General features: G+C 70.2%; 20 protein-coding genes. 13 read left to right on the top strand and 7 right to left on the bottom strand.

Features of this window, described 5'->3' with window-relative positions; translation table 11 throughout:
* Nucleotides 1-103 precede the first annotated feature (103 nt).
* The gene (locus OG972_RS15465; protein ID WP_266990501.1) at nucleotides 104-589 is read left to right on the top strand and encodes a DUF6542 domain-containing protein; all 486 of its coding nucleotides are present in this window, start codon (nucleotides 104-106) and stop codon (nucleotides 587-589) included.
* A gap of 9 nt (nucleotides 590-598) precedes the next feature.
* Here the strand turns inward: OG972_RS15465 and ppgK are convergent, their stop codons facing one another.
* Together ppgK and OG972_RS15475 are read right to left on the bottom strand one after the other, a co-directional pair.
* A complete protein-coding gene (gene ppgK, locus OG972_RS15470; protein WP_266981987.1) occupies nucleotides 599-1,336 on the bottom strand; it encodes a polyphosphate--glucose phosphotransferase in 738 nt (245 codons plus the stop codon).
* A 127-nt stretch (nucleotides 1,337-1,463) separates the two neighbouring features.
* On the bottom strand, nucleotides 1,464-2,480 hold the full coding sequence (locus OG972_RS15475; protein ID WP_266981989.1) for a 4-hydroxy-3-methylbut-2-enyl diphosphate reductase: 1,017 nt from the start codon (nucleotides 2,478-2,480) through the stop codon (nucleotides 1,464-1,466).
* 124 nt (nucleotides 2,481-2,604) lie between these two features.
* Between OG972_RS15475 and OG972_RS15480 the strand changes: the two genes are divergently transcribed.
* From OG972_RS15480 to OG972_RS15495, 4 genes are all read left to right on the top strand, one after another.
* The gene (locus OG972_RS15480) at nucleotides 2,605-3,951 is read left to right on the top strand and encodes an APC family permease (protein WP_266990503.1); all 1,347 of its coding nucleotides are present in this window, start codon (nucleotides 2,605-2,607) and stop codon (nucleotides 3,949-3,951) included.
* A 112-nt stretch (nucleotides 3,952-4,063) separates the two neighbouring features.
* The gene (gene xseA, locus OG972_RS15485; RefSeq protein ID WP_266981991.1) at nucleotides 4,064-5,275 is read left to right on the top strand and encodes an exodeoxyribonuclease VII large subunit; all 1,212 of its coding nucleotides are present in this window, start codon (nucleotides 4,064-4,066) and stop codon (nucleotides 5,273-5,275) included.
* A 66-nt stretch (nucleotides 5,276-5,341) separates the two neighbouring features.
* A complete protein-coding gene (locus OG972_RS15490; protein ID WP_266981993.1) occupies nucleotides 5,342-5,599 on the top strand; it encodes an exodeoxyribonuclease VII small subunit in 258 nt (85 codons plus the stop codon).
* Between the two features lie 191 nt (nucleotides 5,600-5,790).
* On the top strand, nucleotides 5,791-6,381 hold the full coding sequence (locus tag OG972_RS15495) for a malonic semialdehyde reductase (RefSeq protein ID WP_266981995.1): 591 nt from the start codon (nucleotides 5,791-5,793) through the stop codon (nucleotides 6,379-6,381).
* 90 nt (nucleotides 6,382-6,471) lie between these two features.
* On the opposite strand, the gene OG972_RS15500 is transcribed toward OG972_RS15495, so the two are convergent.
* Nucleotides 6,472-6,990, bottom strand: coding sequence for a DUF4245 domain-containing protein (locus tag OG972_RS15500; RefSeq protein ID WP_266981997.1), 519 nt, complete (start codon nucleotides 6,988-6,990; stop codon nucleotides 6,472-6,474).
* Between the two features lie 167 nt (nucleotides 6,991-7,157).
* Here OG972_RS15500 and glpX point away from each other — a divergent pair, with 167 nt between their 5' ends.
* Nucleotides 7,158-8,189, top strand: a complete 1,032-nt coding sequence (glpX, locus tag OG972_RS15505) for a class II fructose-bisphosphatase (RefSeq protein ID WP_037688696.1) — start codon at nucleotides 7,158-7,160, stop codon at nucleotides 8,187-8,189.
* Nucleotides 8,190-8,411: 222 nt separating this feature from the next.
* Here the strand turns inward: glpX and OG972_RS15510 are convergent, their stop codons facing one another.
* Nucleotides 8,412-8,783: a WhiB family transcriptional regulator gene (locus OG972_RS15510; protein ID WP_266981998.1), complete on the bottom strand. Its 372-nt coding sequence runs from the start codon at nucleotides 8,781-8,783 to the stop codon at nucleotides 8,412-8,414.
* A gap of 168 nt (nucleotides 8,784-8,951) precedes the next feature.
* A complete protein-coding gene (locus OG972_RS15515) occupies nucleotides 8,952-9,626 on the bottom strand; it encodes a DUF1707 domain-containing protein (RefSeq protein WP_266981999.1) in 675 nt (224 codons plus the stop codon).
* Nucleotides 9,627-9,943: 317 nt separating this feature from the next.
* Between OG972_RS15515 and OG972_RS15520 the strand changes: the two genes are divergently transcribed.
* On the top strand, nucleotides 9,944-11,611 hold the full coding sequence (locus OG972_RS15520) for a fumarate hydratase (protein WP_266982000.1): 1,668 nt from the start codon (nucleotides 9,944-9,946) through the stop codon (nucleotides 11,609-11,611).
* Nucleotides 11,612-11,721: 110 nt separating this feature from the next.
* Here the strand turns inward: OG972_RS15520 and OG972_RS15525 are convergent, their stop codons facing one another.
* Entirely contained in the window at nucleotides 11,722-12,708 is a 987-nt protein-coding gene (locus tag OG972_RS15525; protein ID WP_266982001.1) for a LuxR C-terminal-related transcriptional regulator, read from the bottom strand.
* 154 nt (nucleotides 12,709-12,862) lie between these two features.
* Here OG972_RS15525 and OG972_RS15530 point away from each other — a divergent pair, with 154 nt between their 5' ends.
* On the top strand, nucleotides 12,863-14,053 hold the full coding sequence (locus tag OG972_RS15530; RefSeq protein WP_266990505.1) for an MFS transporter: 1,191 nt from the start codon (nucleotides 12,863-12,865) through the stop codon (nucleotides 14,051-14,053).
* Between the two features lie 304 nt (nucleotides 14,054-14,357).
* The gene (locus OG972_RS15535; protein ID WP_266982003.1) at nucleotides 14,358-15,686 is read left to right on the top strand and encodes a M18 family aminopeptidase; all 1,329 of its coding nucleotides are present in this window, start codon (nucleotides 14,358-14,360) and stop codon (nucleotides 15,684-15,686) included.
* 52 nt (nucleotides 15,687-15,738) lie between these two features.
* Here OG972_RS15535 and OG972_RS15540 read toward each other — a convergent pair whose 3' ends face one another.
* Nucleotides 15,739-17,268, bottom strand: a complete 1,530-nt coding sequence (locus OG972_RS15540; protein WP_266982005.1) for a ricin-type beta-trefoil lectin domain protein — start codon at nucleotides 17,266-17,268, stop codon at nucleotides 15,739-15,741.
* 106 nt (nucleotides 17,269-17,374) lie between these two features.
* Here OG972_RS15540 and OG972_RS15545 point away from each other — a divergent pair, with 106 nt between their 5' ends.
* The 4 genes from OG972_RS15545 (at nucleotide 17,375) to OG972_RS15560 (ending at nucleotide 23,513) form a co-directional block, all read left to right on the top strand.
* Complete coding sequence (locus OG972_RS15545) at nucleotides 17,375-18,799, top strand: aspartate ammonia-lyase (RefSeq protein WP_266982007.1); 1,425 nt, start codon at nucleotides 17,375-17,377, stop codon at nucleotides 18,797-18,799.
* 44 nt (nucleotides 18,800-18,843) lie between these two features.
* The gene (locus tag OG972_RS15550) at nucleotides 18,844-19,560 is read left to right on the top strand and encodes a DUF402 domain-containing protein (protein ID WP_266982009.1); all 717 of its coding nucleotides are present in this window, start codon (nucleotides 18,844-18,846) and stop codon (nucleotides 19,558-19,560) included.
* A 371-nt stretch (nucleotides 19,561-19,931) separates the two neighbouring features.
* Nucleotides 19,932-21,902, top strand: a complete 1,971-nt coding sequence (locus tag OG972_RS15555; RefSeq protein WP_266982011.1) for a SpoIIE family protein phosphatase — start codon at nucleotides 19,932-19,934, stop codon at nucleotides 21,900-21,902.
* 147 nt (nucleotides 21,903-22,049) lie between these two features.
* Nucleotides 22,050-23,513, top strand: a complete 1,464-nt coding sequence (locus OG972_RS15560; protein WP_266982013.1) for a catalase — start codon at nucleotides 22,050-22,052, stop codon at nucleotides 23,511-23,513.
* The last annotated feature ends 55 nt before the right edge of the window (nucleotides 23,514-23,568 follow it).

The following is a 23,568-nucleotide window of genomic DNA, read 5'->3' on the forward strand; positions in this document are numbered from 1 at the left end:
GGAGCAGCCCAGAACACGTCCCCCTCGGCACCGGCAGTCGCCTCAGCAGCCCCCGCTGTCCCCGCAGGGCACCCTCGACGAGGCCGACGCCGTCTATCGGACTGTGGGCTCGCCCCGCCCCCGGGCACGCCCGGTGCCGCCCGCCGTGCTCGCGCTGCGCCGGCTGCCCAGTCCTCGGCTCACCGGCATCGGTGCCGGATTGTTCGCCGCCGCCGTCATGTTCTCGCTGGCCTGCCTCGACTGGCTGCTGTTCGACGGTTCGCCGGTGGTGTACGGGGTGCTGTTCCTGCCGGTCAGCGCGCTGACCGCACTGTGGGTGCGGCCGGCGGATCTGGTGACCGCACCGATCAGCGTGCCGATCGCGTTCGCCGTCGGTGTGATTCCGATCTCCGGCGGAACGGGCGGCTTCGGCGGGCAGACGATGGCGGTCGTCACCGCACTCGCCGTCCATGCCGGCTGGCTGTACGGCGGCACGCTCGTCGCGGGGCTCATCGCCACCGTGCGCAAGGTCCGGCTGATGCGGCAGCGCCGGCGGCGGATGCTGCTGGCCGCGCGGACGGCACGGTCCACCCGGCGTCCGAAGGGTTAGCTCCCCCGGTCAGCTGCCTGCCGCGGCCATGGCCGCGCCGACGATGCCCGCGTTGTTCTGCAGCTCCGCGGGGATCATCTCGGCCCGTACGTGGTCGATCAACGGCAGGAACTTGTCCGCCTTGCGGCTGACTCCGCCGCCGATGATGAAGAGCTCGGGCGAGAACAGCATCTCCACGTGGGTCAGGTACCTCTGCACCCGGTGCGCCCAGTGGTGCCAGCTCAGGTCCTCGTCCTCCTTGACCTTCGTGGAGGCGTGCTTCTCGGCGTCGTGTCCGTTCAGCTCCAGATGGCCGAGTTCGGTGTTGGGCACGAGCTGCCCGTCGATGAAGACAGCGCTGCCGATCCCCGTACCGAACGTCAGCATGATCACGGTCCCCTTGCGGCCGCGCCCGGCGCCGAACGTCATCTCGGCGATTCCCGCCGCGTCGGCGTCGTTGAGGACGGTCACCGGAAGGCTCAGCTTGTTACTGAGGAGGGTACGGGCGTCGGTGTCGATCCAGCCCTTGTCGACATTGGCCGCTGTGCGGGTGACACCGCTGGTGACTACGCCCGGGAAGGTGATGCCGACCGGTCCCGACCAGTCGAAGTGGCCGACCACCTCGGCCACGCTGTCGGCCACGACCTCGGGCGTGGCCGGGTGCGGTGTCAGTACTTTGTGGCGCTCCTGCGCCAGGTCTCCGCGGTCCAGGTCCACGGGAGCACCCTTGATCCCGGATCCGCCGATGTCCACGCCGAAGATCTGCATGCGACCCACGGTACGGGCCCGCGCCGCACCGCGCCCCACTTCCCGGGGCACGGGCCCGCACCCCGGGGGGTGACGCACGGGGTGAGAGGCCGCCCCACCCATGTGCGCGGCCTCCTGCACCAGGTCGTTACTTCGCGGAGAGCGCTTCAGCCTCGGCGCGCAGGTCCCGGCGGAGCTCCTTGGGCAGCGAGAAGGTGATCGACTCGTCGGCCGTCTTCACCGTCTCCACGTCTGCGTAGCCACGCTCGGCCAGCCACTCCAGTACGCCGTCGACCAGCACGTCGGGGACGGAGGCGCCGGAGGTGAGGCCGACCGTGGTGACGCCCTCCAGCCAGGCCTCGTCGATCTCGTGCGCGAAGTCCACCAGATGGGCGGCGGGGGCGCCCGCGTCGAGGGCGACCTCGACCATGCGGATCGAGTTCGAGGAGTTCTTGGAGCCGACGACGATGACCAGCTCGGCGTCCTCGGCCAGCTTCTTCACCGCGATCTGGCGGTTCTGCGTGGCGTAGCAGATGTCGTCGCTCGGCGGCGAGAGGAGCTGCGGGAACTTCTCCTTCAGCGCGTCCACCGTCTCCATCGTCTCGTCGACCGAGAGCGTGGTCTGGGAGAGCCAGACGACCTTCGACTCGTCGCGCACGGAGACATGGGCGACGTCCTCGGGGCCGTCGACCAGGGTGATGTGGTCGGGCGCCTCGCCGCTCGTGCCGATGACTTCCTCGTGGCCCTCGTGGCCGATCAGGAGGATGTCGTAGTCCTCCTTGGCGAACCGGACCGCTTCCTTGTGGACCTTGGTGACCAGCGGGCACGTCGCGTCGATCGTGGCGAGCTTGCGCTCGGCGGCCTCGGCGTGGACGGTCGGTGCGACGCCGTGCGCGGAGAACATCACGATGGAGCCCTCGGGGACCTCCGCGGTGACGTCGACGAAGATCGCGCCCTTCTTCTCCAGCGTCTGCACGACGTACTTGTTGTGCACGATCTCGTGGCGGACGTAGATCGGGGCCCCGTACTGCTCCAGGGCCTTCTCGACGGCGATCACGGCACGGTCCACGCCCGCGCAGTAGCCACGTGGCGCGGCGAGCAGGACGCGGCGTGTGGCGCCCGCACTCGGGTCGGTGGCGGGTGACGGGCTGGGCGTAGCAGTCATGCGTCCCATCGTAAGGCCGTGCCGAACAGGCGCGGGATCAGCCGGGTCGGGAGACTTGCCCATACGCGACGTACGCCACGTACGCCCCGTACGCGACTGTGTCCGCGCGATCTACGGAGGGCTCATGGCCGGCAGCGGTACGGACAGGGCGGGACTGCACCGGACGCTCGGGTTCCGGGATCTGGTGGTGTACGGGCTGCTGTTCATCGCGCCCATGGCGCCTGTCGGCATCTTCGGCACGCTCGACGCGAAATCGGACGGTGCGGTCGCGCTCGTGTACGTCGCGGCGACCGTCGTCATGGCGTTCACCGCTTTCAGTTACGCCCAGATGGTGCGGGTCGCGCCGCTGGCCGGTTCGGTCTTCGCGTATGCGCGCAAGGGGCTCGGGGAGGGGCCCGGGTTCATCGCCGGGTGGATGGCGATGCTGGACTATCTGCTGATCCCGGCGGTCGCCTATCTCTTCTCCGGGATCGCGATGAACTCGCTGGTGCCGTCGGTGTCGCGGTGGGTCTGGACGGCGCTCGCGGTGGTCGTCACCACGCTGCTCAACCTGTGGGGGGTGCGGGCTGCCGCCCGGGTCGGCTTCGCGGTGCTGGCGATGGAGATCGCGGTGCTGGGGGTGTTCCTGGTCTCGGCGGTGGTCGTGCTCGTGCGGGACGGGGCGCAACGCGGCTGGTGGACGCCGTTCACCGGGGACTCCGGCTTCTCGACGTCGGCGGTGCTGGGCGCGGTGTCGGTGGCCGTGCTCTCGTACCTGGGCTTCGACGCCATCGCCTCGTTCGCGGAGGAGGCCACCGGGGGCTCGGAGAAGGTGGCGCGGGCGGTGCTGTTCTGTCTGGTGATCGCGGGGGTGCTGTTCGTGGCGCAGGGCTATCTGGCGTCCCTGCTGGAGCCGATGACGTCGGCGGAGCTGGCCGCCCATCCGGCCAGGCAAGGGTCCGCCTTCTACGACACGGTGGACTTCGCCGTCGGCGCCTGGCTGCACGATCTGGTGGCGGTCAGCAAGGCGATCGGGGCGGCGTTCGCGGCGCTGGCCGGGCAGGCGGCGGCGGGGCGGCTGCTGTTCGCGATGGCCAGGGAGCAGCGGCTGCCCTCGATCCTGGCCCGGGTCGACCCGCGGTCCGGGGTACCGCGGACCGCGATCCTGATCGCCGCGGGCGTGACGCTGGTGGCGGCGGTCTGGGCGGCCCGGCGCGCCGACGGCCTCGACCGTCTGGTGTCGGTCGTCGACATCGGTGCGCTGACGGCGTTCGTACTGCTGCACGCGTCGGTGATCGGCTGGTTCGCCGTACGCCGGATGGACGGGCCGCCCAGCTGGTGGCGGCACGTGCTGGTGCCGGTGGTGGGTGCGGGGGTGCTGGTCGCGGTGATCGCGGAGGCGACGGCGAGCGCTCAGGTGGTGGGGGTCTTCTGGCTGGCGGTGGGGATCGTCGTCCTGGCGTTGCAGTGGGGGCGGCAACCGGCTGCATGACGGCCGCCCCCACGGCAGGGAGCCCACTCCCTGCAGTGGGGGCGGCCGGAAGGGCTCTCTCGCGTGTCGTCGGGCTGCCTCGTTGTCCGTGACGGCGGATACGCTCGCTCGCATGGCTCTCAATACGTCCGCGGAAGCTCCGCTGCCCGTCGGCGAGGTGTCACGGCTGATCGGGGGATGGATCGACCGGCTCGGCGCCGTCTGGGTCGAGGGGCAGATCACGCAGTTGTCGCGGCGGCCGGGTGCCGGGGTCGTGTTCCTGACGCTGCGCGACCCGTCGCACGACATCTCCGTGAGCGTGACCTGCTTCCGTCAGGTCTTCGACCGAATCGCGGATGTGGTGACGGAGGGTGCCCGGGTCGTCGTCCTCGCCAAGCCCGAGTGGTACGCGCCCCGCGGCCAGCTGTCCCTGCGGGCCACCGAGATACGGCCGGTCGGCATCGGCGAACTGCTGGTCCGGCTGGAGCAGCTGAAGAAGTCCCTGGCCGCGGAGGGGCTCTTCGCCCTGGACCGGAAGAAGCCGCTGCCGTTCCTGCCGCAGCTGATCGGTCTGGTGTGCGGTCGGGCGTCGGCGGCCGAGCGCGACGTGCTGGAGAACGCACGGCGGCGCTGGCCCGCGGTCCGTTTCGAGGTGCGCAACACCGCGGTGCAGGGTGTGCACGCGGTGAACCAGGTGGTCCAGGCGGTGAAGGAGCTGGACAACCTGCCCGATGTCGATGTGATCATCGTGGCGCGCGGCGGCGGCAGCGTGGAGGACCTGCTGCCTTTCTCGGACGAGCAGCTCATCCGTACGGTCGCCGAGTGCCGCAAGCCGGTGGTGTCCGCGATCGGACACGAACCGGACTCCCCGCTGCTCGACCTGGTCGCGGATCTGCGGGCGTCCACGCCGACGGACGCGGCGAAGAAGGTCGTGCCGGACGTGGGCGAGGAGCTGGACCGGGTGCAGCAGCTGCGGGACCGGGCCCTGCGGACCGTACGAGGGCTGCTCGACCGGGAGGAGCGGGGACTGGCCCACGCGCTCGGCCGGCCCTCCATGCAGCAGCCGCAGCGGATGGTGGACGAGCGTGCGGCGGAGGTCGACGCGCTGACCGGGCGGAGCCGCCGGGTGCTGGGCCATCTGCTGGACCGGGCGGACTCGGAGCTCGCCCACACCCGGGCGCGGGTCGTCGCGCTGTCGCCAGCGGCGACGCTGGAGCGCGGGTACGCGGTGCTGCAGCGGCCGGACGGTCATGTGGTCCGCTCTCCGGCCGACGCCGGGGCGCCGGGCGACGAGCTGCGGGCGCGGGTGTCGGAGGGCGAGTTCACCGTGCGGGTGGCCGAATGACGTACGCGCCGCCCCGCCGTTTCGGCTCGGACCTGGTTGTCGTACCTCACACATAGGGTGGATCACATGACGGACGACGCGACAACGGCACCTGCCGCCACGGACACGCTCGGGTACGAGCAGGCGCGGGACGAGCTGATCGAGGTCGTGCGGCGCCTGGAGGCGGGCGGCACGACGCTGGAGGAGTCGCTCGCGCTGTGGGAGCGCGGCGAGGAGCTGGCCAAGGTGTGCCGGCACTGGCTGCAGGGTGCCCGGGCCCGGCTGGACGAGGCGCTCGCCCAGCCCGGGAAGGAGCAGCCGGACGGGCAGGGCGACGCGGGCTGAGCCCGGTCCCGGAATAGTTCCGGCGCGCCCGGTGGTTGTGCGCCTCGTCAGAAGTCGGGGCGGCCGGGCGCACTTCGCACACGATTGTGGAGTGGGTCACTCAGGTCAGGTTTTAGTTGAACGTTAACCTACCTCTCCGTTACGGTCGCCGTATCGCTTGATCCGTATTCGTCCGGAAGGTAATTCGCAAGATGTCCCTCGTTCTTGACCCCGCTGCCCAGGACCTCCTCTTCCGTGAGGCCCGCACCGCCAACACCTTCACCGACGAGCCGGTCTCCGAGGAGCAGGTCCAGGCGATCTACGACCTGGTCAAGTACGGCCCGACCGCCTTCAACCAGTCGCCGCTGCGCGTCGTCCTGGTCCGCTCCGACGACGCCCGCGCGCGCCTCGTGAAGCACATGGCCGAGGGCAACCAGCCGAAGACCTCCACCGCTCCGCTGGTCGCGATCCTGGCCGCCGACAACGAGTTCCACGACGAGCTCCCGGCCCTGATGCCGCACTTCCCGCAGGCCAAGGACGCGTTCTTCTCCGAGCGCCCGGTCCGCGAGTCGTCCGCCGCGCTGAACGCCGCCCTGCAGGCCGCGTACTTCATCATCGGCGTCCGCGCCGCCGGCCTGGCCGCCGGCCCGATGACCGGCTTCGACGCCGCGGGCATCGAGAAGGAGTTCCTGGACGGCGACCACAGCCTGCTGATGGTCGTCAACATCGGCAAGCCGGGCGAGGACGCCTGGTTCCCGCGCCTGCCGCGTCTCGCCTACGACGAGGTCATCACGACCGTCTGAGGCATTCCAGCCGTACGGAGAAGGGCCCCGGAGCATGTGCTCCGGGGCCCTTCTCCGTACGCCCGTGTGCGGGGCCGTCCGGCTCGCGGCTCAGGACGTCCTGAGCGCGGCGGCCATCTCCGCCAGCCGCTCCGTCGACGCCGATCCGGTGACGACCGTGGTCGCGCCCTTGTCGTGGCGCACGAGGGCGTCGTACTTCGGGCCCTCCCAGTGCTGCCACGTCTCACCGGCGACCTGCTGCGTGCGCCCGGTGTTCCGCGCGTCCCGGCTCACCTCGGACACGTACTTCTCCGCCGGGGACGTCGACTGCTCCACCGCGACGTACTTGCCGTCCGGGTCGAGGAAGCCCAGGTGCCAGCCGTTGCCCGCCTGGCGCTCATAACTGACCGAGGTCGGCTTCCAGTCCTTGGACAGACCGGCCGGAGCAGCGACCGGATACGGGGCCGCACGCCTGGCTGTCACGAGCTCCACGCGGTAGTCGACCGCCTTGACCGGGTTGGCCTTGTCGTCGTGCGGGACGAAAATGTAAACGACCCCCGCGACGGCGGAGATCACCGCCATCGACAGGATCATGTCCCGCGCTGTCTGCTTGCCTCGCTTGCTTGCCACGGGTCCATGGTCGCATCACGTCCGACGGGGCCGACCGAGGGGCAGGAGGACGCGGCACCCGCCCCATCCTGCCGCTCATAAGTGACCCGGTCTGCTCATTTTATCGACCTGGCGATAGAGTCAGAGCACCCTCTTCCGGTCGTCGTCGTACAGAAAGGTGCGCTCCGATGTCCGAGCATCATCTGCCGTCCCAGCTAGAGGTCTCCCCGGAGGCCCCCGACCGCAACCTGGCCCTGGAGCTGGTCCGGGTCACCGAGGCCGCCGCCATGGCCGCCGGGCGCTGGGTCGGCCGCGGCGACAAGATCGGCGCCGACGGCGCCGCCGTGAAGGCCATGCGTACCCTCGTCTCGACCGTCTCGATGAACGGCGTCGTCGTCATCGGTGAGGGCGAGAAGGACGAAGCCCCCATGCTGTTCAACGGCGAGCGGGTCGGTGACGGCACCGGGCCCGAGGTCGACATCGCCGTGGACCCGATCGACGGCACGACCCTGAATGCCAAGGGCATGCCGAACGCCATCGCCGTACTGGCCGCCGCCGACCGCGGCTCCATGTTCGACCCGTCCGCGGTCTTCTACATGGACAAGCTGGTCACCGGCCCCGAGGCCGCCGACTTCGTCGACATCAACGCCCCGGTGGCGGTGAACATCCGCCGGGTCGCGAAGGCGAAGAACTCCGCCCCCGAGGACGTCACCGTCGTCGTCCTGGACCGCCCGCGCCACGAGGGCATCGTCAAGGAGATCCGGGAGACCGGCGCCCGCATCAAGTTCATCACCGACGGCGATGTCGCCGGCTCGATCATGGCCGCCCGCGAAGGCACCGGCGTCGATCTGCTGATGGGCATCGGCGGCACCCCCGAGGGCATCATCTCGGCGTGCGCCATAAAGTGCCTCGGCGGTGTCATCCAGGGCAAGCTCTGGCCGAAGGACGAGGCCGAGCGGCAGCGCGCGCTGGACGCCGGGCACGACCTGGACCGGGTGCTGTCCACGGACGACCTGGTCAGCGGCGACAACGTGTTCTTCGTCGCGACCGGCATCACGGACGGTGAGCTGATGCGCGGCGTGCGGTACCGCAGCGAGACGGCGACCACCGAGTCGATCGTGATGCGGTCCAAGTCCGGCACGATCCGGAAGATCGACTCGACCCACCGGCTGTCGAAGCTGCGTGCCTACAGCGCGATCGACTTCGACCGCGCGAAGTAGACCGCGCGAGGCACGCCTGAGCGGGCCTCGCCCGGCCGGGAGAACGTGAAGAGGCGCCCCCCATGTGCGGTGGGGGCGCCTCTCCGCGTCGACGGCGGGTGAGGGGCGGCTCGTCGCGTCCGGGGGAGCCGACGCCCCCGCCCCGATGGAGTCGCTCGTCGCGTCCCGCGCGGCCCCTTCGGTCCGCTGGGGTCAGCTCCGCCCCGGTCAGGTCCGCTCCGGTCAGCCGGCTGCGGCGATGTGGTCGGCCGAAGCCGCGGCCTTGAGCTCCATCTCGCGCCGTCTGCGGCGGGCGAGCACCACACGGCGTTCGGCGGCGGTGAGGCCGCCCCACACTCCGTACGGCTCGGGCTGCACCAAGGCGTGCTCCCGGCACTCGATCATCACCGGACAGCGCGCACAGACCCGCTTCGCGGACTCCTCTCGTGACAGTCGGGCAGCAGTCGGCTCCTTCGACGGGGCGAAGAACAGCCCGGCTTCGTCCCGGCGGCACACCGCCTCCGAGTGCCAGGGGCCGGCCTCGTCCTCCCGAGCAGGGGTGCGCTGGGTGGGGACGGCGGCGACCTGCAGGGGCTGATGCGGCAGTTGCAGCACGGTCTACTCCTGACGACGGCTTCGCGAGCGAGAGACGATGCAGCAGTCCCTACCCGCTGTGCGTGCGCCTATGCACCGAGTGGCACCGAGTTCCGGGCTGTGAAAGGGTGATCGATCGGAAAATTGGCCTGATTGGACACGGTGCGGACCGGTGCGGCTTGCCGTGGTTCAGTGGCCGAGGTGTTTGCGCAGCTTGTTGTGGAGATCCGTAATCAGTTTCCCGCGCTTCGGCTTCGCCTCGACGTTACCGAAGACCGAATAGCCGTTGACGATGACCACTGGTGCTTCCGGGTCTGCGGATTCCAGTGTGACCACTTCGAAATTACCGAAGACGCCCGTCCCGCTGCCTCGCAGCGAGATGTTCTCCGGCACCTTGATCTCGACACTTCCGAAGATGGATGTCGCGTTGATGACGGTGAGTCTCTGACCGAAAAGCGCCTCGGTCAGATCGATCTCCACGCTGCCGAAGAGCGAGAAGGCGTTCGTACGGCCTCCGACCCGCCAACGGCCCTTGCGGGTGGAGCTGCTGAAGATCGCCACCAGGTTGTCGGCCGGGCCGGTGGGGGCCTCGGGGCCGTACGCGTACGGTGCGGCGGACGACGGCAGGGCGCCCCCTCCGGGGGTCGGCAGATCCCGTACCAGCGGTTCGAGTTCACCGACGGTCTTGGCCCGGTAGACCGCGTCGACCCGCTCGGCATGCTCCTCGGCGGTCAGCCGGCCCTCGGCCATGGCATCGCGCAGGATGTCCGCGATCCGGTCGCGGTCCGCGTCGGAGGCACGGATACCCGCGGGCGCGGATTGCGCCGGGGCGGCGGGCTGCTGGGGGTGCTTTTCGAGGTCCACCGGCCAAGCGTACCCAAACGCGATAGATCGCGACTAGAGCCTCTCCGTCGGATCGGGCCGGATCAGGGAACGGCCCGCCGCGGAGTGACGACAACGCCGCAGATGTGCGCGCCCGGCCCCGGGCCCGGCATGATCCGAAAGAGCGGCCCGGGGCGCACGGCGGGCCGATCGGGGAGTCGCGCCCGCCGCACCCCGGGCGGCCGCGTGCGTTCAACTGAGCCTTACCTCACAGCTTCGGCACCCTTGCGACGTTCTACCCTGGTGGGTGCGCTGCCCAAGGGAGGCCAGCCGCTGTCGCCGAGTGAGGAATGGCCGTAATGCCAGAGTTTGCGTACTCCGATCTGCTCCCTCTGGGAGAGGACACCACGCCGTACCGGCTGGTGACCGCCGAGGGTGTCTCGACCTTCGAGGCCGACGGCCGTACGTTCCTCAAGGTCGAGCCGGAGGCGCTGCGCACCCTGGCCGCCGAGGCGATGCACGACATCTCGCACTACCTGCGCCCCACTCACCTGGCACAGCTGCGGCGGATCGTCGACGACCCCGAGGCGTCGTCCAACGACAAGTTCGTGGCGCTCGACCTGCTGAAGAACGCCAACATCGCCGCCGCGGGCGTCCTCCCCATGTGCCAGGACACCGGCACCGCGATCGTCATGGGCAAGCGTGGGCAGAACGTGCTGACTTCGGGTGGTGACGAAGAGGCGCTCTCGCACGGCATCTTCGACGCGTACACCAAGCTCAACCTGCGCTACTCGCAGATGGCTCCGCTCACCATGTGGGAGGAGAAGAACACCGGCTCGAACCTCCCGGCCCAGATCGAGCTGTACGCCACCGACGGCGGCGCCTACAAGTTCCTCTTCATGGCGAAGGGCGGCGGCTCGGCCAACAAGTCGTTCCTCTTCCAGGAGACGAAGGCCGTCCTGAACGAGGCCTCCATGATGAAGTTCCTGGAGGAGAAGATCCGTTCGCTGGGAACCGCGGCCTGCCCGCCGTACCACCTGGCGATCGTTGTCGGCGGCACGTCGGCCGAGTTCGCGCTGAAGACCGCGAAGTACGCCTCCGCGCACTACCTGGACGAGCTGCCCGCCGAGGGCTCTCCCACAGGTCACGGCTTCCGCGACAAGGAGCTGGAGGAGAAGGTCTTCGAGCTGACGCAGAAGATCGGGATCGGCGCGCAGTTCGGCGGCAAGTACTTCTGCCACGACGTGCGCGTGGTGCGGCTGCCCCGGCACGGTGCCTCGCTGCCCGTCGCGATCGCCGTGTCCTGTTCCGCGGACCGTCAGGCCACCGCGAAGATCACCGCCGAGGGTGTGTTCCTGGAACAGCTGGAGAAGGACCCGGCGCGCTTCCTGCCGGACACCACGGACGAGCACCTGGACGAGGCGGGTGACGTCGTCAGGATCGATCTGAACCGGCCGATGGACGACATCCTCGCCGAGCTGACCAAGTACCCGGTCAAGACCCGCCTTTCGCTGACCGGCCCGCTGGTCGTGGCGCGCGACATCGCGCACGCCAAGATCAAGGAGCGGCTGGACGCGGGCGAGGAGATGCCGCAGTACCTGAAGGACCACCCGGTGTACTACGCGGGTCCGGCGAAGACGCCCGAGGGGTACGCCTCGGGTTCCTTCGGCCCGACGACGGCCGGGCGCATGGACAGCTATGTCGCACAGTTCCAGGCGGCGGGCGGCTCCAAGGTGATGCTCGCCAAGGGCAACCGGTCCAAGCAGGTCACCGACGCGTGTGATGCGCACGGCGGCTTCTACCTCGGCTCGATCGGCGGCCCGGCGGCGCGTCTTGCGCAGGACTGCATCAAGAAGGTCGAGGTCGTCGAGTACGAGGAGCTCGGCATGGAGGCGGTCTGGAAGATCGAGGTCGAGGACTTCCCGGCGTTCGTCGTCGTCGACGACAAGGGCAACGACTTCTTCACCGAGCCCGCTCCGGCGCCGACGTTCACCAGCATTCCGGTGCGCGGTCCCGGTCTCGCCTGACCGGCAGGACTCGGCCCGCTTCGGGGGCGTCACGGTTTCGGCCGGGGCGCCCCCGCGGCGCGTCCGTGACGGAGTCGGCGCCTGACCTCCGTGCGTCCGCGCCCCTTCGTTCAGGTGTCGAGCAGTCCTGACGTGGCGAGCAGATAGCCCAGCTGGGCGCGGCTGTTGCTGCCCAGTCGTTCCGAGACCTTCCGCATGTGCTCGGCGACGCTGCGGCGGCTCATGCCGAGCCTGCGGGCGATCGACGCGTCCGTCTCGCCGCCGACCACCGCCAGCAGAATGGTGCGCTGGAGGTCGGACGTGATGGCCGGGGAGCGCGGTGGTGCGTCCTTCGGGCGGATCGGGACGGAGCGGGACCAGGCGTGGTCGAAGTGCCGGACCAGCAGGGCGATCAGGGCCGGGTGCCGGACCCGCAGGGCCGTGTTCGGCTCCTCGTGGACCGGGACGAATGCGACGTCGCGGTCGCAGACGATGACCCGGTCGACAACCTCGGCAAGCGTCCGTACCTCGGCGCCGGCCGACGTGACCTGCTCGATGTACGAGAGCGTCGCACGGTGCGTACGGACGGTGTGCTGGTAGATCGTCCGCTGTCGCACGCCTCGCCGCAGCATCGCCAGATCGCGCGGCAGCGCCTCGCTCAGGACGTGCGCGGGGCGTCCGCCGCCGGGCTGCGCGGTGAGCAGTTCCTCCCGGCAGCTCCCGACGGCGGCATCGAGCGCCTTGTTGATGACGGCTCTTCCGGCGAGCCGGGTGAGGGCGGGTTGCTCCGTCCGGTGCACATCCGCGTACAGCCCCTCGAAGGCGGCGAGGGCGGCGCGGGTGGCGCGCAGGGTGCGGCGCTGCCGGACGATCGCCTCCTCGATGGGCCCGAGCGCGGCGAAGGAGGCCGTCTCCGGCGGTACGGGGATCAGGGAGCCCGGCGCTTCGCGGTCCGCCACCACCAGCTGGAGGGCACGCAGACAGGCAGGCGCCTCGGTTTCCGGAAGGCTTCCTTCGATCAGGGCGCGCCGGTAGGCCGTCAGGGCGGTGGCGCAGGGGCGGTCCGACGACGATTCGCGGCAATCACATGCGCCTGGGGTGGAATGATCGTCCTTCACAAGGATGCAGGTTACATTCGTGCAAACGGGCCGACATCCGGGTTCGCGGTTACTCGACCACTATGTGCGGGTGACGCTCCGCACCGACCACTCCCCCGACCATTCGGCCGACCGGCCGGACAACTCGGCCCGCGGCGAGCGGCGTTATCGCTTCCTGGTCGCCGGATACGCCGTCTCCTCCTACGGCACGTTCCTGAATATGGTGGCGCTCAATCTGTTCGTCTACGAGACGACGGGGCGGGCGATCGCCATGGGGCTGTTCATGGCGGTGCGGCTGGGTGCCGGCTTCGTCGCCGGTATGACGGCCGGCTCGCTGCTCGCACGTTTCACGGCCAAGACCGTCATGCTCTGGACGAACGCGGCGCAGGCGGCCGTGATGCTGTTGTTGATCCTCGCGCCGGACGGGCTGCGGACAGCGGCGCTGGTGGCTGTGTCCGTGGTGATCGGTGCCTGCGGAACGTTGTTCATGGTGGCACTGCGCAGCTCCATTCCCGAGATGGTGGGCGAGGAGCGGCGCGGATGGGCGAACTCCCTCTCCATCACGGGGCGTTCGCTGGCGATGGTGGCCGGTTTCGCCTCGGCGGGTGTGGTGGTGTCGCTCGTCGGGTACACGGCCGCGTTCGTGGTGGACATGGTCACGTTCGTGCTGTGTGCCGTGACGGTGGCGCTGCTGCCGGTCGCGGGCGGGGGCAGGACGGGCGAGGCCGCGGAGCAAGCGGGGCGGCGGTCAGGGAAGCCCGGCGCGTTCGCCGCGCTGGCCGCCGCGCCCGGTCTCGGTCTGATGGTGGCGCTGCGCGGGGTGGACGCCTTCGGTTCCTCGTCCCACAACGCGGGGCTGCCGGTCCACTCCGCCGACCTCGACCCCTCGCACCCCGCGGTGTTCGTCAGCTCCTTCTGGTGTCTGTGGGCGGTGGGGAATGTCCTCGCGCAGCAGGTGATCCAGCGGTACGCGAAGCGCACCGGCCGGTCGGTGGGCGCGCTGGGCTTCGGTTACGGCACGATCGTGATGTCCGGGGCCTTCATCCTCGCGTTCGCGGGGTTCCCGCTCGTCGCGACGGCCGTCATCGCGCTGATCGCGGGCGCGGCGGACGGGTTCACGGAGGTCTCGTACACCTCGCATCTGCAGACACTCCCGGCAGGCCCGCGCGGTCACGCCTTCGGGCTCTCCGCGACGTTCGAGAATCTCGGCTTCGGTGTCGGAATGATCCTTGTCGCGGCGGCACTTGACCGCTACACCCCGCTGACCGTGGTCGGGTGGTCCCACGGGGCAGCGATCCTCGTCGCGCTGGTGTTCGTGCTCCGGGTGGCGGGGCTGCGCAGAGGGACAGGATTCAGCCAATCTTGAGACCACCTGTGGGAGCCGCGGACCGTACCGGAGCGGGCGAGGACTGCGCCCTGGACCCGGCGCGGCTGTGCCCTCCTCCCAGCGACCCCTGCGACGGGGCCTCGAACGCGACAATCCCGCACCGCCGCTTTCACGCAGGGAGCAGCGGATCGGGCTTGCGCCGCTCCGGGACCGTGCCAAGGGTTGGCGGACGTTCCCGGAACACTCCGCCGATTCCCTGCGCCGCCGGCCGCGCCTCCACCCGCGTGCCACCCGCTCCACCGCCCTCACTCTCGCTACCGAACACCGGAAAGGTGGACGCCGTATGACGCCGGCCCCCCATCTCGGCCACGCCAGCCGCCGCAGCCACTCCGACGACCTGCTCGCCTTCATCAGCGCCGCGCCGTCCCCGTACCACGCGGTGGCCGAGGCCGCCCAGCGCCTGGAGAAGGCCGGCTTCCGTGAGCTGCACGGCACGGCCGACTGGACGGGCACGACCGGCGGCAGCTTCGTCACCAGCGGCGGCGCGCTGATCGCCTGGTACGCCCCCGAGGGCGTCCCCGCCCACACGCCGTTCCGGATCATCGGTTCGCACACCGACTCACCGAATCTGCGGGTCAAGCCCACCCCCGACACCGGCTCGGCGGGCTGGCGCCAGATCGCCGTGGAGATCTACGGCGGAGTCCCGCTCAACACCTGGCTCGACCGGGACCTCGGGATATCCGGGCGGCTCGCGCTGCGCGGCCCCGGTGGCGCGACCACGTCGCGGCTCGTCCGGATCGACGAACCGATTCTGCGCGTACCTCAGCTGGCGATCCATCTGGACCGTACGGTCAATGACGGTCTGGCGCTCGACCGGCAGCGTCATGTCGCCCCGCTGTGGTCGCTCGGCGCACCCGAGGACGGCGTGCTGGTGCGCCGGGTGGCTGCGGCGGCCGAGGTGGACCCGGCCGAGGTGCTGGGCTGGGACCTGATGCTGCACGACGTCCAGCCGCCCGGATACCTGGGCATGGACCAGGAGTTCGTGGTCTCGTCGCGGCTGGACAACCTGGTGTCGGTGCACGCGGGCGTCACCGCCCTGGCCGACGCGGCAACGGGCGCCGAGCCGCCCTCGTACATCCCCGTCCTGGCGGCCTTCGACCACGAGGAGGTCGGCAGCGGCTCCGAGACGGGTGCGCAGAGCCCGCTGCTGGAGCGGCTCCTCAGCCGCTCGGTCACCGCGCGCGGCGGCAGCTCCGAGGACTGGTCGCGCGCCTTGTCGGGTACCTTCTGCGTCTCCGCCGACATGTCGCATGCGGTCCACCCCAACTACGCGGAACGGCACGACCCGGATCACCACCCGCTGCCCAACGGCGGGCCGGCGATCAAGGTCAACGTCAATCAGCGGTACGCCACCGACAGCACCGGCATGGCGGTGTTCGCGTCGGCGTGCGAACGGGCCGGCGCACCGTGGCAGCATTTCGTCTCCCACAACACGATGCCGTGCGGCACGTCGATCGGCCCGCTCACCGCGGCCCGGCTGGGCGTCCCGACGGTCGACGTGGGGGTACCGGGGCTCTCCATGCATTCGGCGCGCGAGCTGTGCGGGGCGGACGATCCGGGGTATCTGGCCGCCGTACTGGGAGCGTTCGTGAGCGAGACCGCGAGCCGGTGAGGGGAACGGGGCAGGGCGACCGCACCCGGCGGCCGCTCTGCCCCGTCGGCCGTTACGCGAAGCGCTGCTTCGCCGTCCCGTCGCACGCCTGCAGCTTCAGCGGGTCCTTGGCCGCCGCCAGCGTCAGACACAGGCCGGTCGACGCCGCCGGGCGCACGGTGCCCGACTGCCTGACGAACTGCTGGTTTGTCGCGCCCGAGCAGTTCCACAGGATGACCGTGGCGCCCGCCCTGTAGTCGGCGCCCGGCACATCGAGGCACCGGTCGTGGCTCAGCTCGGTGTGGATGCTCTTGTCGGCGGTGTCGTACCACCAGCCCTGGTTGCGGCCGCCGTGGCAGTCCCAGCCGCCGATCGGAGTGTTGTTACGGGTCACTGAGGCGGGGACGTCCGCACAGGTGCCGGTGGCCTCGTTCTTGAGAGGCTTGAAGAGCGAGTCCCAGGCGGCCGGCTCCAGGACCGGCTTTCCGGTGCCGGCCGGGTCGGCGCAGCTCGCCTCGCGCAGACCGGAGTTGTAGATCTGGGTCAGGCACGACGCGAAGGCCGCGTGCCCGTTCGCGTTGGGGTGGAAGGACTGCCGGACGGAGTTGGAGTCCGGCGGGAAGTGCGAGAGGTCGATGTAGAGACCGCGGGCCCAGGTGGACTCGCTGCAGACCTCGTGGCCGTGGAAGAGACGGGAGTTGTCGAGGTAGACGGCGCCGGTGTCGGCGGCGGCCTGCCGCATCCCGCGCTCGAAGGCGGGGACGGCGACGTTACGGCCCCAGGCGGCGTCGGAGTCGTATCCGGCGCAGCCGCCGGGAAGCTTGCCGGGGAAGTTCGGGTTGTCGTAGAAGTCCGGGCCGATCGGGCTCGGATAGCCCATGACCACGAGCTTGTAGTCGCTGCTCGTGTAGCCGGCGTCGGACATGACGGTCTTCAGATCGCGGACGGTCTTCTCGACCTTGGGGACGAGCCCGTCGACACGGGCCTGCCAGCCGCCCTCGTACTTCGGCCGGCAGGTGCCCTGGAGGAGGACCCAGCGTTCGACGCAGTCCGTCATGACCGGGCCGAACTGGAGGTCGTCGTTGGCGCCGGCCACGAGCACGATCATCTTGATGCGGGTGTTGCGCGCCTTGATGGCGAGGTTGTCGCTCTGCACGAGCTCGTCGGCGTACTGCTTCGAGCCGCCGATGACGATGTTGCCGGTGTACGCGCCGGAACAGGAGACGTTGTACGTGACGTCGGCAGGGATCCCGGTGCGGTGGATCGCGGAGTCGGGCGATCGGTGGCACCAGTTGTCGGGACCGTTCGTCCCCGCCTCGTACGTCCCGACGCCCTCGCCCGAGATCTCGCTGTCGCCGAGCGATATCAGCCCGGTCCTGCGGTCGGCGAGCGGGCGCTCGGCCGGGCTCCCGTACAGCTGGGTGGCTTCGGCGGCGCGGATGGCCTCCAGCTCGGGCGGGAGGGGGGTCGATGCGGTAGTGGTGGTACCGGACCGGTCTGCCGCGCCTGCCGGTCCGGCGGCAGCGGCCATGCCGCCGAACGCCGCCGCCATGGCCGCCGCAGCCGCGACCGTACAGCGAAGTCTGTGCCTGGTGCGCCTCATTGCGCCTCCCCGGGTTGTGGTTACCCCCGGTATTTACTGGTCGGTAGGCGACTTGGGAATACACAGAACAAGACAAGTGCTCAACTTTTTCAGGAGGTTGAACCACATGAACAACGCACAGGTCCCGGCGGACAGCGGCACAGCCGGAGAGAACTACCGCATCGAGCACGACTCGATGGGCGAGGTGAAGGTGCCCGCGGATGCCCGGTGGCGGGCCCAGACGCAGCGAGCCGTGGAGAACTTCCCGATCTCCGGCCAACGCCTGGAGCGGGCGCATATCGAGGCCCTGGCCCGGATCAAGGCGGCCGCGGCGAAGGTCAACGCCGAGCTGACGGTGCTCGACCCGGACATCGCCGGCGCGATCCAGGACGCGGCCGCCGAGGTCGCCGAGGGCCGCTGGGACGCGCACTTCCCCATCGATGTCTTCCAGACCGGGTCCGGCACGTCCTCCAACATGAACACCAATGAGGTCGTGGCCACCCTCGCCACCGAACGCCTCGGCCGCGACGTCCACCCCAACGACCACGTCAACGCCTCGCAGTCGTCCAACGACGTCTTCCCGTCCTCCATCCACATCGCCGCGACCGCCGCCGTCACCGGCGAGCTGATCCCGGCGCTGGATCATCTGGCGGCCGCCCTGGAGCGCAAGTCCGTCGAGTTCGCGGCGGTCGTGAAGTCGGGACGCACCCATCTGATGGACGCCACGCCGGTGACGCTGGGTCAGGAGTTCGGCGGTTACGCGGCGCAGATCCGGTACGGCATCGAGCGGCTGTACGCGTCGCTGCCGCGCCTCGCCGAGCTGCCGCTGGGCGGCACGGCCGTCGGCACCGGCATCAACACCCCGCCCGGCTTCTCCGCCGCCGTGATCGCCGAGGTCGCCCGTGTCACCGGGCTGCCGTTCACCGAGGCCCGTGACCACTTCGAGGCGCAGGGCGCGCGGGACGGGCTCGTCGAGACGTCCGGCCAGCTCCGTACGATCGCCGTCTCGCTCACCAAGATCTGCAACGACCTGCGCTGGATGGCCTCCGGGCCGCGCACCGGATTGGCCGAGATCAGTCTTCCCGACCTCCAGCCGGGTTCGTCGATCATGCCGGGGAAGGTGAATCCGGTCATTCCTGAAGCCGTGCTGATGGTGGCGGCCCAGGTGATGGGGAACGACGCGACGGTCGCCGTCGCGGGCGCGGCGGGTAATTTCGAACTGAATGTCATGCTGCCGGTCATCGCGAAGAATCTGCTCGAGTCCGTCCGGCTGCTGTCCAACGTCTCCCGGCTGCTGGCGGACCGCACCGTCGACGGCATCACCGCCGACGTGGAGCGGGCCAGGGAGTACGCGGAGTCCTCGCCGTCCGTCGTCACGCCGCTGAACAAGTACATCGGCTACGAGGAGGCGGCGAAGGTCGCCAAGAAGGCGCTCGCCGAGCGGCGGACCATCCGCGAAGTGGTGCTGGACTCGGGGTATGTGGAGCGCGGCGACCTCACGGTGGAACAGCTCGACGAGGCACTCGACGTGTTGCGTATGACCCGCCCGTGACGTGGATCGCAGCAGCCGGGCGGGCGCATCCCTAAGATCTCTCCATGGCAGGTACCGGAGACACCGAACCCGGAGAAGTCGAGCCCGGAGAGACGACGTTCTGGGCGCCGGGTGATCAGATTCTGTGGCGCTACCGCGGCAACGGTCCGCGGTCGCCCGGTCGCGCCCACAGCCCGGTCCACATCTGCCGTCCCGTCACCGTGGTCCAGGACACCCCCGAGCTGCTCGCCGTGTGGATGGCACCCGGCACCGAATGCGTGAAGCCGGTCCTCGCCGACGGCACCAATGTGCACGCCGAGCCGCTCGCCACCCGGTACACCGCGCCCCGTACCACCGCCCGTTCGACCTGGTTCGGCACCGGCGTGCTCAAGCTCGCCCGGCCCGGCGAACCCTGGTCGGTCTGGCTGTTCTGGGACCGCGGCTGGAGCTTTCGCAACTGGTACGTGAACCTGGAGGAACCGCGCACCCGCTGGGCGGGCGGCATCGACTCCGAGGATCACTTCCTGGACATCGCCGTCAGCCCCGACCGCAGCTGGCGCTGGCTGGACGAGGACGAGTTCGCACAGGCGCAGCGGGTCGGGCTGATGGACCGGGAGACCGCGTGGCGGGTACGGGAGGCGGGCCGCGCGGCCGTCCGCGTGATCGACGCGTGGGGGGCGCCGTTCCGGGACGGCTGGGAGAACTGGCGGCCCGATCCGCGGTGGCGGGTACCCGCGCTGCCGGATGACTGGGACCGTACGCCCTCGCATATGCCGTCGTGAGACCCTTGATGCACCCCAGGGGGGCAAACGTAGGATCGTCCTCCGGAGGGCTGCTCCGCTTCAACCGGCGGGCGCGGCACAAGACCTGACCGCAAGTCATCGCACGAGTTGCACGATCTTCATGAGCCGCATCAGTTGCATGAGTCGCAAGAACCGCATGGACCACGACGAGGGGGTGGAGACGTGCACGCTGTCCACCGCCCACGCGCCGGAAACGTTGTCACCTGCACACCTCGCAGGCATACGGTTTCGGCCCCGCCGAGCGGGGCATGCGGTGACAGCCGTTGTCATCGCCGCTCTTGTCGGGGCACAGTGGCGCCCCACAAGGTGATTGCCTCATACAACCGGCCCGGACGGACGGAACCCCACGCGTGACGGAGCACCCCACCTCCCACGAAGGCCGGCAGCCTCTCGCCGCCCGGTCGCAGGAACGCACCCGGCCGCGGCAGCAGGATGCCGCGCCGCAGGCCGCGCCTGCCGCCGCAGCGATCCCGGGACCGGCCCCGGCGCCCGGCTCCGGCTCGAATCCCACGGCGATTCCCGGCCCCGCCGGCGCACCGAACCCGGCGACCGCGCCGAGCGCCGCCGCGGCCGGACCGGACCCGCAGGCGGTGGCCCGCCGCGAGGGGGACCGGCTGCGCTTCGTGGGCGCCGCGACCCGCAGGATCGCCCGCGGCATCGACCTGGACGAGATCGTCCTCGGGCTGTGCCGGGCCAGCGTGCCGACGTTCTCCGACGCCATACTCGTCTACCTCCGCGACCCGCTCCCGGTCGGCGACGAGCGCCCCGTCACCCCGTTCGTGCTGCGGCTGCGCCGGTCCGACCGGCTGCGTTTAAGCGATGACGATTCCGATGTCTCCCCCTCCGCGGAGAGCGAGCGGCTACGGCTGCCCGCCCTCGACCCGCACGCCGATCTGATGCCCGCGGCCGAGCTCTGCGAGGTCCGGGCGGGCGGCGCGCTCGCCGAGGTGCTGCGCGGCGTACGGCCCGTCTTCGGTGACTCCGCGACGGCCCGCGTCGCCCTGCCCGAGCTGCTCGGCGCCGGGCGCACCGTACCCTCCGGCCACCGGGCGATCCTCGCCCCGCTGCGCGGCCGCCGGAGGGTGATCGGTGCTGCCGTCTTCCTGCGCGGGACCGAGCGGCCCCCCTTCGAGGCCAACGATCTGCTGGTGGCCGCACAGCTGGCGACGCACACCGCCCTCGGCATCGACAAGGCCGTGCTGTACGGGCGCGAGGCGTACATCGCCGACGAGCTGCAGCGCACCATGCTGCCCGACTCGCTGCCGCAGCCCACCGGTGTCCGGCTCGCCTCCCGCTACCTTCCGGCCGCCGAGACCGCCCGGGTCGGCGGCGACTGGTACGACGCGATCCCGCTGCCCGGCAGCCGGGTCGCCCTGGTCGTCGGCGACGTCATGGGCCACTCCATGACCTCCGCGGCGATCATGGGGCAGCTGCGTACCACCGCGCAGACCCTCGCCGGGCTCGACCTGCCGCCGCAGGAGGTCCTGCACCACCTCGACGAGCAGGCACAGCGACTCGGCAGCGACCGCATGGCGACCTGCCTGTACGCGGTCTACGACCCGGTCGCTCACCGGATCACCATCGCCAACGCAGGGCACCCGCCGCCCGTCCTGCTTCACCTGGGCGGCCGCGCCGAGGTGCTTCGGGTACCGCCCGGTGCCCCGATCGGCGTCGGCGGGGTCGACTTCGAGGCGGTCGAGCTGGACGCGCCCTCGGGCGCCACGCTGCTGCTGTACACCGACGGTCTGGTGGAGTCCCGGCTGCGGGACGTCTGGACCGGGATCGAGCAGCTGCGCGAACGGCTCGCCGCCACCGCCCGGCTCACCGGACCGGACCATTCGCCGCCGCTGGAGGCGCTCTGCGACGACGTGCTCGACATGCTCGGCCCCGGCGACCGGGACGACGACATCGCGCTGCTCGCCGCCCGCTTCGACGGGATCGCGCCGAGCGATGTCGCGTACTGGTTCCTGGAACCGGAGGACTCCGCCCCCGGACGGGCCCGCCGGCTGGCCCGCAGGGCGCTCAGCCGGTGGGGGCTCGACGAACTCTCGGACTCGGTGGAGCTGCTGGTCAGCGAGGTGGTCACCAATGCGGTGCGGTATGCGGAGCGGCCGGTCACGCTGCGGCTGCTGCGGACCGACATCCTGCGCTGCGAGGTCGGTGACGACGCCCCGCAGCTGCCCCGGCAGCGCCGGGCACGCGACATGGACGAGGGCGGCCGCGGACTGTTCCTGGTGAACCGGCTGGCCAGGCGGTGGGGGGCGACCCGGCTGTCGACCGGCAAGGTCGTCTGGTTCGAGATGCCGACCCGCAGCCAGTAGGAGGAGCTCACAGCACCGCGCCACATTTGGACAAATAGGGATGATCTCCACATGTTGCCATCCTCCCGTCGTCGGAGTTGACTTCAGTCGTGACCGGGCGCCGCCTGGACGATTTGACCGACACCCCGCACCGACGGGAGGACGCTCGTGTCCGAGAAAACCAAGAACACTCCCTACACCACGAACAACGCCGGGATCCCGGTGGAGAGCGACGAACATTCGCTCACCGTCGGATCCGACGGGCCGATCCTGCTCCAGGACCACTACCTCATCGAGAAGATGGCCCAGTTCAACCGTGAACGGGTCCCCGAACGGGTCGTCCACGCCAAGGGCTCCGGGGCCTACGGCACCTTCGTCGTCACCAACGACGTCAGCCAGTTCACCAAGGCGGACCTCTTCCAACCGGGCAAGCAGACCGCCATGCTCGCCCGATTCTCCACGGTCGCCGGCGAGCAGGGCTCCCCCGACACCTGGCGCGACCCCCGCGGCTTCGCGCTGAAGTTCTACACGGAGCACGGTAACTACGACATGGTCGGCAACAACACGCCGATCTTCTTCGTACGGGACCCGATGAAGTTCCAGGACTTCATCCGCTCGCAGAAGCGCCGCCCGGAGAGCGGGATCCGCGACCACGACATGCAGTGGGACTTCTGGACCCTCTCCCCCGAGTCCGCGCACATGGTGACGTGGCTGATGGGCGACCGGGGCATCCCGAAGACCTACCGCAACATGAACGGTTACAGCTCTCACGCCTATATGTGGGTGAACGCGGGTGGCGAGCGGTTCTGGATCAAGTACCACTTCAAGACCGACCAGGGCATCGACTTCTACACCCAGGCCGATGCCGACGAGATGGCCGGTATCGACGGCGATGTCCACCGCCGCGACCTGTTCGAGTCGATCAAGCGCGGCGATCACCCGAGCTGGACGCTGTACGTCCAGGTGATGCCGTTCGACGATGCACCGGACTACCGGTTCAACCCGTTCGACCTGACCAAGGTGTGGCCGCACGGCGACTACCCGCTGATCGAGGTCGGCCGGATGACGCTGAACGAGAACCCAGAGGACTTCTTCGTCCACATCGAGCAGGCATCCTTCGAGCCGTCGAACCTGGTGCCCGGCATCGGTCCGTCGCCCGACAAGATGCTGCTCGGCCGGCTCTTCTCGTACCCCGACACCCACCGGTACCGGATCGGCCCGAACTACGCGCAGCTGCCTCCGAACCGGCCGCGCTTCGGCCGGAACTCGTACGCGAAGGACGGCCCGATGCGGTACGAGCCGACGCGCACGGGAGCGGTCTACGCACCGAACTCGTACGGCGGACCGGCCGCGGACACCGAGCGCTTCGGCGACCCGGCGGGCTGGGCCACGGCGGGCGAGATGGTCCACGAGGCGTACAAGCTGCACCGGGAGGACGACGACTGGGGCCAGGCGGGCACCATGGTCCGCAAGGTGCTCGACGACGCGGCGCGCGAGCGGCTCGTGTCGAACATTTCCGGCCATCTCCTGGACGGTGTGAGCCGCCCGGTCCTGGAACGGTCTCTGCAGTACTGGCGCAACGTGGACAAGGACCTCGGCGACCGGGTCGCCAAGGAGGTCAACGGCGGCTGACCGCGCACGCCGGACACACGGCGAAGGGTGCCACGGAGCGTATCCGTGGCACCCT

The sequence above is a fragment of the Streptomyces sp. NBC_01669 genome (assembly GCF_026339735.1).
Classification (GTDB): Bacteria; Actinomycetota; Actinomycetes; order Streptomycetales; family Streptomycetaceae; genus Streptomyces; species Streptomyces yanii.